The sequence below is a fragment of the Pseudomonas sp. 2995-3 genome (genome assembly GCF_002742565.1).
Lineage (GTDB): Bacteria > Pseudomonadota > Gammaproteobacteria > Pseudomonadales > Pseudomonadaceae > Aquipseudomonas > Aquipseudomonas edaphica.
This window is the reverse complement of sequence record NZ_LJSB01000066.1, coordinates 53,770-66,288: the sequence shown is the minus strand read 5'-3', so window position 1 is coordinate 66,288 and position 12,519 is coordinate 53,770. Positions and strand designations below refer to the sequence as shown.

The 12,519-nt window shown below is 59.7% G+C and carries 12 protein-coding genes; 8 read left to right on the top strand and 4 right to left on the bottom strand.

Going from position 1 to position 12,519, the window contains the following annotated elements:
* Window positions 1–71 precede the first annotated feature (71 nt).
* Window positions 72–785, bottom strand: coding sequence for a UTRA domain-containing protein (locus AOA62_RS03685; protein WP_017136366.1), 714 nt, complete (start codon window positions 783–785; stop codon window positions 72–74).
* A 351-nt stretch (window positions 786–1,136) separates the two neighbouring features.
* Between AOA62_RS03685 and AOA62_RS03680 the strand changes: the two genes are divergently transcribed.
* The 6 genes from AOA62_RS03680 to AOA62_RS03655 all read left to right on the top strand — a co-directional run bounded on the left by AOA62_RS03680 (window position 1,137) and on the right by AOA62_RS03655 (window position 6,535).
* A complete protein-coding gene (locus AOA62_RS03680; RefSeq protein ID WP_017136367.1) occupies window positions 1,137–2,204 on the top strand; it encodes an ABC transporter substrate-binding protein in 1,068 nt (355 codons plus the stop codon).
* A gap of 225 nt (window positions 2,205–2,429) precedes the next feature.
* Window positions 2,430–3,236, top strand: coding sequence for an alkaline phosphatase family protein (locus AOA62_RS03675; RefSeq protein WP_099547878.1), 807 nt, complete (start codon window positions 2,430–2,432; stop codon window positions 3,234–3,236).
* A complete protein-coding gene (locus AOA62_RS03670) occupies window positions 3,233–4,078 on the top strand; it encodes an ABC transporter permease subunit (RefSeq protein ID WP_099547877.1) in 846 nt (281 codons plus the stop codon). The genes AOA62_RS03675 and AOA62_RS03670 overlap by 4 nt, the downstream gene beginning before the upstream one ends.
* Window positions 4,065–4,865 (top strand): ABC transporter permease, encoded by an 801-nt coding sequence (locus AOA62_RS03665; protein WP_099547876.1) that lies wholly within the window; start codon window positions 4,065–4,067, stop codon window positions 4,863–4,865. The genes AOA62_RS03670 and AOA62_RS03665 overlap by 14 nt, the downstream gene beginning before the upstream one ends.
* Entirely contained in the window at window positions 4,862–5,851 is a 990-nt protein-coding gene (locus AOA62_RS03660; protein ID WP_010565203.1) for an ABC transporter ATP-binding protein, read from the top strand. The genes AOA62_RS03665 and AOA62_RS03660 overlap by 4 nt, the downstream gene beginning before the upstream one ends.
* Before the next feature lie 30 nt (window positions 5,852–5,881).
* The gene (locus AOA62_RS03655) at window positions 5,882–6,535 is read left to right on the top strand and encodes an HAD family phosphatase (RefSeq protein ID WP_099547875.1); all 654 of its coding nucleotides are present in this window, start codon (window positions 5,882–5,884) and stop codon (window positions 6,533–6,535) included.
* A gap of 136 nt (window positions 6,536–6,671) precedes the next feature.
* On the opposite strand, the gene AOA62_RS03650 is transcribed toward AOA62_RS03655, so the two are convergent.
* On the bottom strand, window positions 6,672–7,634 hold the full coding sequence (locus AOA62_RS03650) for a zinc-binding dehydrogenase (RefSeq protein ID WP_099547874.1): 963 nt from the start codon (window positions 7,632–7,634) through the stop codon (window positions 6,672–6,674).
* Window positions 7,635–7,739: 105 nt separating this feature from the next.
* Between AOA62_RS03650 and AOA62_RS03645 the strand changes: the two genes are divergently transcribed.
* Together AOA62_RS03645 and AOA62_RS03640 are read left to right on the top strand one after the other, a co-directional pair.
* Complete coding sequence (locus tag AOA62_RS03645) at window positions 7,740–9,854, top strand: carboxy terminal-processing peptidase (RefSeq protein ID WP_017136373.1); 2,115 nt, start codon at window positions 7,740–7,742, stop codon at window positions 9,852–9,854.
* Window positions 9,855–9,972: 118 nt separating this feature from the next.
* Window positions 9,973–11,736, top strand: coding sequence for a bifunctional diguanylate cyclase/phosphodiesterase (locus AOA62_RS03640; protein ID WP_026013634.1), 1,764 nt, complete (start codon window positions 9,973–9,975; stop codon window positions 11,734–11,736).
* Here AOA62_RS03640 and AOA62_RS03635 read toward each other — a convergent pair.
* Both AOA62_RS03635 and AOA62_RS03630 read right to left on the bottom strand, forming a co-directional pair.
* Window positions 11,733–12,104 (bottom strand): hypothetical protein, encoded by a 372-nt coding sequence (locus AOA62_RS03635; RefSeq protein WP_005786715.1) that lies wholly within the window; start codon window positions 12,102–12,104, stop codon window positions 11,733–11,735. The two genes, AOA62_RS03640 and AOA62_RS03635, sit on opposite strands and share 4 nt — an antisense overlap.
* Complete coding sequence (locus tag AOA62_RS03630) at window positions 12,101–12,439, bottom strand: helix-turn-helix transcriptional regulator (RefSeq protein WP_026013635.1); 339 nt, start codon at window positions 12,437–12,439, stop codon at window positions 12,101–12,103. Before AOA62_RS03630 ends, AOA62_RS03635 begins: the two co-directional genes overlap by 4 nt.
* Window positions 12,440–12,519: the final 80 nt, after the last annotated feature.

Genomic DNA, 12,519 nt, shown 5'->3' with positions numbered 1-12,519 from the left:
CGCGGTGATGCTATCGCAGGCAAGCCAGCTCCCACATTCAGTGTGTGGTGCATCCGTTGAATGTCCGGCGGTCAAACCACATCCACACCCACGTGAATCGCATCATGGCGCCAGAATTCCAGGTCGCAGTCGATCAAGCGCTCATGCTGGTCATAGTTGACCCGGGCGATCCGCAAGCCGGGGCTGCCCACCGACACACGTAATGCGCCAGCAGCCTCCACCGGCAGTGAAGTCGGCACAATCTCGAAACGCACACGGCCGTAATGCAGGTCGTACTTGCGTGCATACAACTCGGTCATCGACTGGTTAAGGTCGCACGCCAGAATCCCCGGAAAATATTGCGGGTTCAGGTAATGCTCCACATACAGCACCAACCGCCCATCGATCCGCCGGCCCCGGCAGATCTGGATCACACTCGACAACGCCGGCAACTGCAACCATGCACACACCGCTGCCGATGCCGGCTGCAGCCGCGCCGAAATCACTTCGGTCGAGGCTACGCGCCCTTGCTCACTGACCATCGCGTGAAAATGGCTGCGTTGCATCAGGTTATAAGCCAGGCGCGGCGGCGAGACGAACCAGCCACGCCGCTCCTCGCGATAGATCTGGCCCTGGGCCTCCAGTTGTAACAAGGCTTCCCGCACCGTAATACGCGTGGTACCAAACAACTCGCTGAGCTTGCGCTCGGCGGGCAGTTTGCTCGCGGGTGGCAACAGCCCGTGGCCGATCTGCTCTTGCAGTGCCAGGCCGATGGATGTCACCGCCTTGATTGCCTCATCACGCATCAACGTTACCTATCTGGACTAGACCAGCACCGTTCAGGTGCACAAACCGCGCTGTATTCGGGCGTCTGCCGTTACCTGCCAGCCTAGGCATTACAGATGACCGACAGATGACAGCCCGTGCCGCCGCCCCACTCCACACCCTGCAATACATCGGCCAAGTCCAGGGCCTGCGGGCGCTTGGGCATGGTCTACGCTGAGTCTGAAGTCAGCGACATAAACGATTTAAAAACGACATCGACATGAAACTGTCATCCACCGAGCCTAAATTGGCTCAGGTATTGCTGACCTAGACCAACACCACCGCAAACGTCGATAAAAACGCAGCGTTGAAAACGCCCAAAGGAGCTTCGGATGAAACAGCTTTTCCTGGCATCACTGTTAGGCTCGACCATTGCCATGTGCACCGCCGCCATGGCTGCTGATACCGATCTAAAAACTCTGGAAGCCGCCGCGAAAGCGGAAGGCGCCGTCAACAGCGTCGGCATGCCCGATGACTGGGCTAACTGGAAAGGCACCTGGGACGACCTGGCCAAAACCTACGGCCTCAAGCACATCGATACCGACATGAGCTCGGCCCAGGAAATCGCCAAGTTCGCCGCCGAAAAAGACAACGCCAGCGCCGATATCGGTGACGTCGGCGCTGCCTTCGGCCCGATTGCGGTGAAACAGGGCGTGGCACAGCCGTACAAACCGACCACTTGGGCACAAGTGCCGGATTGGGCCAAAGATAAAGACGGCAACTGGGCCCTGGCCTACACCGGCACCATCGCCTTTATCGTCAACAAAAAACTGCTGCACGGCTCTGAAGCGCCAAAAAGCTGGGCTGATCTTAAAACCGGCAAATACAAAGTCTCTATTGGTGATGTGAGCACCGCCGCCCAAGCCGCCAATGGCGTGCTGGCTGCCGCCCTGGCCAACGGTGGCGACGAGAAGAACATCCAGCCTGCACTGCTGATGTTCGCCGAGATCGCCAAGCAAGGCCGCCTGTCACTGGCCAACCCGACCATCGCCACCATGGAAAAAGGCGAAGTCGAAGTGGGCGTGGTCTGGGACTTCAACGGCCTGAGCTACAAAGCCAAAATGGCCAACCCGGATGACTACGTGGTGCTGATCCCGTCGGACGGCTCGGTAATTTCCGGCTACACCACCATCATCAACAAATACGCCAAGCACCCGAACGCCGCCAAGCTGACCCGTGAGTACATTTTCAGCGACGCCGGCCAGACCAACCTGGCACGTGGCAACGCACGTCCAATCCGCGCCGAGCACCTGACCCTGCCAGCCGATGTACAGGCCAAACTGCTGCCGAACGAGCAGTACAAGAAAGTCACGCCGATCAAAGATGCCGACGCGTGGGAGAAAACCTCCAAGGCACTGCCGCAGAAGTGGCAGGAAGAAGTCATCATCAATATGCAGTAAGGCTCCCGGGTCTTATTTAGACCCAGAGCTGTGAAAGCGGTCAGTGTGGGAGCTGGCTTGTGTGGGAGCTGGCTTGCCTGCGATGCAGACGACTCGGTTTGTGATGTGAACCGAGGTGATGCTATCGCAGGCAAGCCAGCTCCCACACAATCCCGCTCCCACAGTTTTGACCCCGTTCCCCAAGTGAAATTGAGTCAAGCCTATCGTCGCGGAGCGTCTCCCCCTATGAAGCACAACGTCATCCTTGTGGTGCTCGACGGCCTGAACTACGAGGTTGCCCGACATGCCATGGGGCATCTCCAGGCCTATATCGGCGCAGGACGCGCAGCGCTTTACAAACTGGAATGTGAACTGCCGGCCCTGTCCCGGCCGTTGTATGAATGCATCCTCACCGGCGTGCCCCCGATCGACAGCGGCATTGTCCACAACCATGTCTCGCGCCTGTCCAACCAGCGCAGCATTTTCCATTACGCCACCGATGCGGGTCTCACCACCGCGGCGGCGGCTTACCACTGGGTCAGCGAGTTGTATAACCGCACGCCCTTTGATGCCGTGCGTGATCGTCATACCGACGACAAGGCGCTGGCGATCCAGCACGGGCATTTCTACTGGAATGACCACTACCCGGATTCCCATCTGTTCGCCGACGCCGAAAGCCTGCGCCGCAAACACGCGCCGAATTTCCTGGTGGTACACCCGATGAACATTGATGACGCCGGCCACAAGCATGGCCTGGATACCGCGCAATACCGCAACAGCGCGCGCTCGGCCGACATCATCCTCGCCGACTACCTGCAAACCTGGCTCGACGCCGGCTACCAGGTGCTGGTGACTGCCGATCACGGCATGAATAACGACCGCTCCCATAACGGTGTGCTGCCGGAAGAACGCGAAGTGCCGTTGTTCGTAATGGGCTCGGCCTTCACCTTCGACCCAGGCGCCATCCCGAAGCAAACCGACCTGTGCGGCACCGTCTGCGAACTGCTCGGTGTGCCCCACGACAAACCCGTATGCCGGGAGCTGCTCAAGTGAACGCCATAACCCGTGGCAAATGGCTGGCGATCCTGTGCCTGGTGCCGTTTGCGCTGTTCTTTATCGTGTTTGAAATCGCCCCGCTGCTGTGGGTAATGATCAACAGCCTGCAGTCGGAGGAGTTCGGCTGGGGCCTGGCCAACTTCACCAAGATCTTCAATTCGAAGTTCTACCTGCAAGCCATCCAGTACAGCCTGGAGATCAGCTTCTACTCCAGCGTGTTCGGGATCATCATCTCGGTGCTCGGCAGCTACTCATTGCGCCGTGTGGATGGCCCACTGCGTAACTTCGTGACGGCTTTCGCCAACATGACCAGCAACTTTGCCGGCGTGCCCCTGGCCTTCGCGTTCATCATTTTGCTGGGCTTTAACGGCAGCATCACCATCATGCTCAAGCAGGCGGGGATCATTCAGGACTTCAACCTGTACTCCAAGACTGGCCTGATCATTCTGTACACCTACTTCCAGATTCCGCTGGGTGTGCTGCTGCTCTACCCGGCCTTCGACGCCTTGCGCGAAGACTGGCGCGAATCGGCCTCGCTGCTCGGCGCCAGCAGCTGGCAGTTCTGGCGGCACATCGGCCTGCCGGTGCTCACCCCGGCGCTGCTGGGCACTTTCGTGATCCTGCTGGCCAACGCCCTCGGCGCCTATGCCACGGTGTATGCATTGACCACCGGCAACTTCAACGTGCTGCCCATTCGTATCGCGGCAATGGTTTCCGGCGACATCTCGCTGGACCCGAACATGGCCAGCGCCCTGGCCGTAGTGCTGGTGGCGCTGATGACGGTGGTCACCGTCGTCCATCAACTGCTGCTCAAGAGGAGCTACCATGTCTCGCGCTGAAGCTGGCTCGGCCTCCTTCTACCATCGGGTAGTGGTGTACCTGTTATTTGCGATCCTGGTATTGCCGCTGGTGGGCACCTTTGTCTACTCCATTGCCAGCAGTTGGTCGGCCACCATCCTGCCCGCCGGTTTTACCGTGAAGTGGTACGTGCAGCTGTGGAGTGACCCGCGCTTTCTGGCCGCCTTCGGTCAGTCACTGCTGGTGTGCGTCGGTGCGCTGATCCTCTCGGTGGTGCTGATTCTGCCGCTGCTGTTCGTGGTGCATTACCACTTTCCCAAGCTCGACGCGCTGATGAACATCCTGATCCTGCTGCCCTTCGCGGTGCCGCCGGTGGTGTCATCGGTGGGCTTGTTGCAACTCTACGGCTCCGGGCCATTTGCGATGGTGGGCACACCGTGGATCCTGATCGGCTGCTACTTCACCGTGGCCCTGCCGTTCATGTACCGCGCGATCACCAACAACCTGCAAGCGATCAACCTGCGTGACCTGATGGACGCCTCGCAGCTGTTGGGCGCCAGCACCTGGCAGGCCGCAATTTTTGTCGTGCTGCCAAACCTGCGCAAAGGCCTGATGGTGGCGCTGCTGTTGTCGTTCTCGTTCCTGTTCGGTGAGTTCGTGTTCGCCAACATCCTCGTGGGCACTCGCTACGAGACCCTGCAGGTGTACCTGAACAACATGCGCAACACGAGCGGCCACTTCACCAGTGCCATCGTCATTTCCTATTTCTTCTTTGTGCTGGTGCTGACCTGGGCCGCCAATATCTTGAACAAGGACAAAAGCCAATGAGCTTCGTCAGCGTCCAACACCTGCAAAAAGGCTACGCCGGCACGCCGGTATTCAGTGACATCAACTGCGAAATCGCCAAGGGTGAATTCGTCACCCTGCTCGGCCCGTCGGGTTGCGGCAAGTCGACCCTGCTGCGCTGCATCGCCGGGCTGACCTCGGTGGACAGCGGCAAGATTCTGCTGGATGGCCAGGACATCGTGCCCTTGAGCCCGCAGAAACGGCACATCGGCATGGTGTTCCAGAGCTACGCCCTGTTCCCCAACATGACCGTGGAACAGAACGTCGCCTTCGGCCTGCGCATGCAAAAGGTCAACGCCGACGACAGCCACAAGCGCGTGCAGGAAGTGCTGCAACTGGTGGAGCTCAAAGAACTCGCCGGCCGCTACCCGCACCAGATGTCCGGCGGCCAGTGCCAGCGTGTGGCCCTCGCCCGCTCGCTGGTGACGCGTCCGCGCCTGTTGTTGCTGGATGAGCCGCTGTCGGCGCTGGATGCACGGATTCGCAAGCACCTGCGCGAGCAGATCCGCCAGATCCAGCGCGAACTGGGCCTGACCACGATTTTCGTGACCCATGACCAGGAAGAAGCGCTGACCATGTCAGACCGCATTTTCCTCATGAACCAGGGCAAAATCGTACAAAGCGGTGATGCCGAGACCCTTTACACTGCGCCCGTGGATGTATTTGCCGCCGGCTTTATCGGCAACTACAACCTGCTTGACGCCGACAAGGCCAGCCAGTTGCTGCAACGGCCTATCAGCGGGCGCATCGCGATTCGCCCGGAAGCCATCGAACTGAGTCGCAGCGGCGAACTCGACGCGCTGGTACGCAGCCACAGTTTGTTGGGCAACGTGATCCGCTATCGCATCGAAGCGCGTGGCGTGGAATTGGTGGTGGACGTGCTCAACCGCTCGGCCGACGATCTGCACCCGGATGGTCAGCGCCTGGCACTTTCCATCGACCCCAGTGCGTTGTGTGAAGTAGCCTGACGCAACGATTGATTTGAGAGAGCGTGACAGATGGCATTGGTAATTTTTGATCTGGACGACACCCTGATCCACGGCGACTGCGCCACCTTGTGGAGCGAACAGATGGGCCGCCTGGGCTGGGTTGACCCAGAGTCGTTCATGCGCCAGAACGACGAACTCATGGCCGCCTACAGCCGCGGCGAGCTGGCCATGGAAGACTTCATGGACTTCAGCCTGGAGCCGATGATCGGGCGCACGCCGGAAGAGATCGCGCATCTGGTCGAACCGTGGGTAGAAGACATCATCGAGCCGCTGATCTACAGCGACGCCACCAAGACCATCGCCCGCCACCGCGCGAAGGGTGACCGGATCCTGGTGATCTCTGCCTCGGGCACGCACCTGGTCACGCCCATTGCGGCACGTATCGGAATTGATGAAGTGCTGGGCATTGACCTGGACCTCAGCCATGGTGTGTACAGCGGCAAGACCGTGGGGGTACTGACTTACCGTGAAGGCAAGATCACGCGGTTGCTGGAATGGTTGAAGCAGGAAGGTGAAAGCCTGGAGGGCGCGTATTTCTACTCGGATTCGCGCAATGATTTGCCGCTGTTGCTGAAGGTGGATCATCCGCAGGTGGTGAACCCGGATCCGGTTTTGCGTGAGCATGCTGAAAAGGCTGGCTGGCCGATTCATCATTGGGTCTGACAGTTTGAATTGAAACCCAATCAACGGTGGGAGCTGGCTTGCCTGCGATAGCGGTGTATCAGATGAAACATTCTTCATTGATGCACCGCTATCGCAGGCAAGCCAGCTCCCACAGTGGCTGTATTTCAACTTGAGATCAGACCAGGGTCTCGTCAATCACCAACACCAACTTGCCGGAAATCTGGTTAGTCGCCAGCTCCGCAAATGCTGCCTCGGCATCCTTGATCGCAAACGTCCTGGCCAGTTGCGGGCTCAGGCGACCTTCAACAAACAGCGGCCACACATGCTGGCTCAAGTCGCTGAACAGGTCGGCCTTGAACTGATCGCTGCGGCTGCGCAGGGTCGAGCCCAGCAGCTGGATGCGCTTGCCCAGCACCTGCGCCAGGTCCAGTTGCGCATCACGGCCGCCCATCAAGCCGATCAATACCCAACGCCCATCGAGGGCCAGCAGCTTCAGATCCATCGCCGCATAACTGCCGCCGACCGGGTCGAGGATCACGTCGAACGGCCCGAAATCGCGCAGCCCTTCAATGCCGTCGGTACGCACCACGCCGCCCTGGGCGCCGAGTGCTTCGCAGTAAGCCAGGCGTTCTGCCGAGCCGACGCTGACCCAGCACGGGCTGCCAAACGCCTTGCACAACTGGATCGCTGCCGAGCCCACGCCGCTGGCGCCGGCATGCAGCAAGACTTTTTCGCCGGGCTTGAGGCCCGCCAACTGGAACAGATTCAGCCACGCAGTGCTGTACACCTCGGGCAACGCCGCCGCTTCGGTCAACGTCAAACCTTCAGGCACCGGCAGCACATGGCGGGCATCCACCACCACTTCTTCGGCCATGCCGCCCCCGGCCAGCAGCGCACAGACGCGGTCGCCGACTTGCCAGGAAGAACCCGCGCCTACCTCGCTGATCACCCCGGAACACTCCAGGCCCAGCACTTGGCTGGCGCCAGGAGGTGGCGGATAGAGCCCCGCACGTTGTAATAAATCGGCGCGATTAAGGCCCGCTGCCGCCACCCGAATGCGAACTTGGCCTACATCGCAAGTAGGACTGGGTTCTTCCATCCACTCCACATGACCTTCAACGCCTTGCAATGCTTTCACAGTGCCTCCATAGTGAGTCTGGACTGAGCCCGTAGCTGTAGCGCCGGGCTTTTTGCATTATGCGACCGGATCATATGGAACCGGCTCCCTCAAAGACGGCCTAATATGCGTTATCAATTGCCCCCGCGTCGAATCAGCATGAAGCATTTGTTCCCCAGTACCGCCCTCGCTTTTTTCATTGGTCTCGGCTTTGCGTCGATGTCGACCAATACGTTCGCAGCCAATAGCTGGGACAATCTTCAGCCTGATCGCGATGAGGTGATTGCCAGCCTTAACGTCGTCGAGTTGCTCAAGCGCCATCACTACAGCAAGCCGCCGCTGGACGACGCGCGCTCGGTGATCATCTACGACAGCTACCTCAAGCTGCTGGACCCGTCGCGCAGCTACTTCATGGCCAGCGATATCGCTGAGTTCGACAAGTGGAAGACCCAGTTCGACGACTTCCTCAAGAGCGGCGACCTGCAGCCTGCGTTCACCATCTACAAGCGCTACCTGGATCGCGTCAAAGCGCGTCTGGACTTCGCCTTGGGTGAGCTGAACAAAGGCGTCGACAAGCTCGACTTCACCCAGAAGGAAACCCTTCTGGTGGATCGCAAGGACGCGCCCTGGCTGACCAGTACCGCCGCCCTCGACGACCTGTGGCGCAAACGCGTCAAGGACGAAGTGCTGCGCCTGAAGATCGCCGGCAAAGAGCCCAAGGCCATTCAAGAGCTGTTGACCAAGCGCTACAAGAATCAGTTGGCACGTCTGGATCAGACCCGCGCCGAAGATATCTTCCAGGCCTACATCAACACCTTCGCGATGTCCTACGACCCGCACACCAATTATCTGTCGCCAGATAACGCCGAGAACTTTGATATCAACATGAGTCTGTCGCTGGAAGGCATCGGTGCCGTCCTGCAAAGCGACAATGACCAGGTCAAGATCGTGCGTCTGGTGCCGGCAGGTCCGGCCGACAAGACCAAGCAGGTCGCACCGGCCGACAAGATCATCGGCGTCGCCCAGGGTGACAAAGAGATGGTCGACGTGGTCGGCTGGCGCCTGGACGAAGTGGTCAAGCTGATCCGTGGGCCGAAAGGCAGCGTGGTGCGCCTGGAAGTGATTCCACACACCAATGCGCCGAACGACCAGACCAGCAAGATCGTGTCCATCACCCGTGAAGCGGTGAAACTCGAAGACCAGGCCGTTCAGAAACAAGTCCTCAACCTCAAGCAGGATGGCAAGGACTACAAACTGGGCGTGGTGGTGATTCCTGCGTTCTACCTGGACTTCAAAGCGTTCCGTGCCGGTGACCCGGACTACAAGTCCACCACCCGTGACGTGAAGAAAATCCTGACAGAACTGCAGAAAGAGAAAGTCGACGGCGTGGTCATTGACCTGCGCAACAACGGCGGCGGTTCCCTGCAGGAAGCCACCGAGCTGACCAGCCTGTTTATCGACAAAGGCCCAACCGTGTTGGTCCGCAACGCGGACGGCCGTGTCGACGTGCTCGAAGACGAGAACCCGGGCGCGTTCTACAAAGGCCCGATGGCGCTGCTGGTCAACCGCCTCTCGGCCTCGGCTTCGGAGATTTTCGCCGGCGCCATGCAGGACTACCACCGCGCGTTGATCGTTGGCGGCCAGACCTTCGGTAAAGGCACCGTGCAGACCATTCAGCCGCTGAACCATGGCGAACTGAAGCTGACCATTGCCAAGTTCTACCGGGTTTCCGGGCAGAGCACCCAGCACCAGGGCGTATTGCCGGATGTGGACTTCCCGTCGATCATCGATACCAAGGAAATCGGCGAAAGCGCGCTGCCTGAGGCAATGCCATGGGACACCATCCGCCCTGCGATCAAGCCGGCTTCGGACCCGTTCAAGCCGTACCTGACGCAGTTGAAGGCTGACCACGAGACCCGCTCCGCCAAGGATGCCGAGTTCGTGTTTATCCGCGACAAACTGGCCCTGGCCAAGAAGCTGATGGAAGAAAAAACCGTCAGCCTCAACGAAGTCGATCGTCGTGCGCAGCACACCAGCATCGAAAATCAGCAGCTTGTACTGGAAAACGCTCGCCGCAAGGCCAAAGGCGAAGATCCGCTCAAAGAGCTGAAGAAAGAAGATGAAGATGCGCTGCCGGCCGAGCCGGAAAAAACCAAGCCGGAAGACGACGCCTATCTGTCCGAGACAGGCCGGGTTCTGCTGGACTACCTGAAAATCAGCAAGCAGGTGGCCAAGCAGTAAATGATGGCAATTTAATGTGAGCGCTCCACGGAGTGTCATCATATAGACATCATTCTGTCGTGAAATGAAGGGACCGCAGGCGTTAGCCTGCGGTCCTTTTTTTTCGATCGAGATCGCCATGACCATGACCGAACAGCTGAATGCATTGGGCTCAATCCTGGCTCAAGGCAGTTTACACAGCCTGTTCCAACCGATCATTTGCCTGTCCGAGCGACGAATCCTCGGCTACGAAGCGCTCAGCCGTGGCCCGTCCAATAGCCCCTTGCACTCCCCCGTCGCCCTGTTCAGCGTGGCCAGCCATGCCGGGCGCCTCAGCGAACTGGAAATGGCCTGCCGCGAAAGTGCCTGCCGACGCTTCAGCGAGCAAAAGTTGCCGGGCAAGCTGTTCCTGAACATCTCGCCGGAGTCCTTGATGGAGACGGCGCATCAACCGGGCCGCACCTTGCAGTTGTTGCGCGACTTCGGCATCCCGCCGAGCCAGGTGGTGATCGAACTCACCGAGCAAACGCCCACCGACGACTTCGACCTGCTGCAAACCGCGCTGCATCATTACCGCGACATGGGTTTTGCCATCGCTCTGGATGACTTGGGCGCCGGGTATTCCAGCCTGCGTTTATGGTCTGAGCTGCGCCCGGACTACGTGAAAATCGACCGGCACTTTATCGACGGTATCCATCAGGATGCGCTCAAGCGCGAGTTCGTCGGCTCCATCCTGCAAATCGCCAAGGCATCCCGCGCCCAGGTGATTGCCGAAGGTATCGAGCTGCCGGAGGAGTTGGCGGTGTTGACGGAAATGGGCGTTGACCTGGTCCAGGGCTACCTGCTTTGCCGCCCCCAGGAACAACCGCCCCAGGAAGCGCGGTTGATGTTGCCCAAGCAGGACCACACCAACATCACCCTCAACGAAGAAGGCAGCGACCTCAGCGCCTTGCTCAACGAGCAACCGGCGGTGGATCAGGACACCGCCACCGCCCAGGTGCTCGAATCCTTCCGCCGTCAGGCCAACCTCAACTCGCTGGCCGTGCTGGATGGGCGCGGTCACCCGGTCGGCATCGTGCACCGGCATTCGTTGTCGGATGCGCTGCTCAAACCGTTCGCCACCGACCTGTTCGCGCGCAAACCCATCAGCCGCTTGATGAGCGATGACTTCCTGGCGGTGGAGTTGAGCCAGTCCCTGCAACAGGTCAGCCGCCTGCTCACCAGCCGCGCGCGGCAACGGATCGAGGAAGACTTCATCATCACCCTCAACGGTGACTACCTGGGCCTGGGTCGGGTGATCGATGTGCTCAAGTTGATCACCGAGCTGAAGATCCAGCAGGCACGCTATGCCAACCCACTGACGCTGCTGCCGGGCAATGTGCCGATCCAGCAATGCCTGACGCGGTTGCTGCAGCAACAACGCGAGTCGGTGATCTGCTACGTGGATATCGACAGCTTCAAGCCGTTCAACGATATCTACGGCTACGGGCGTGGGGATGAGGTGTTGTTGTGCCTGGCGCAGTGCCTGAACGATCGGGTTGACCCTAGCCGCGATTTTGTCGGGCATATCGGCGGTGATGATTTTTTGCTGGTGCTCGGCCCGCAGGATTGGCGCAAGCGGCTCAACCAGTTACTGGATGACTTCCACACCCAATGCCGACGCTTCTATCGTGCCGAGCACTTGGACGCCGGTTGCTTCGTGGCCTTGAACCGTCAGGGCGTGCGTCAGGAATTCGCTTTGCTGTCGTTGTCGATCGGCGTGGTGCATTTATATCCACAGGCCTGTGCACAACTGGATGCCAGCCAGTTAGCGGAGCTGGCCTCGCAAGCCAAGCACCACGCCAAAGACATCGCCGGCTACAGCATCCATGTGATCGACAGCATGGACAACCTGCCCGCTTAGGCCTCGGCGGACTCCGGGTACTCGTACTCGAACACCCGCACCACTTCCGAAGCATGCCAGGACGCAGCAGCCACACCATCGGACGGCCCGCTGAAACGCCCCAGGCGCTCCACACACTCAAAGAAACCGGTACGCGGCAAGCGGCTGGCGCCCTGGCTGATCACCAGGGAGCTGCGCAACGGCTGCTCGGCCTTGGCGTCCAACGCGGCCAGGTGCTCAAGGGCAGCGGCCAGGGTTTGCATGGCCGGCGTGGGAAATTGCAGGCGCTCCAGCAGCGCGCGGTAGGTGAGCAAATGGCGCTGGCGGCGCGCCTGGTCCAGTTCGTTGAGTAACCCATCCCAGTGTTGACGACTGATTCGTAGACTCAAGATTCATCCCTCCAACCTGCAACGCCCAATTCCCAGGCCAGGCTGCGGCGGATGGCGGCATCCGGCTGGCGTTCACCACTTTCAATCAATCCGAGGTACGAAGGGCTGATGCCCACGGTGCGGGCCAGGCTTTCAATAGCCAAGCCCTTGGCCTCACGCAGGCCGCGCAGGTCCGCGAGCGGGCGTAAAGCCTGATCGGGCGCGACCTGAGCGGTAGAAGAAGGAGTGGCGACAGGCTGTTGCTGACCGGCTGCTTTTAGTAGCGCCTGGTACTGGTCCCATGGCAGCACCGCATACTCGGGTGCGCCATCGCGTGAAATTATCTGAATATCCATGACTGCCCCGTAGGATAACAACACTTACTAAGTAAGTTCTTTCCTTAGAAGTGTAATCCTAACAGCCACAAAGGTCGCAG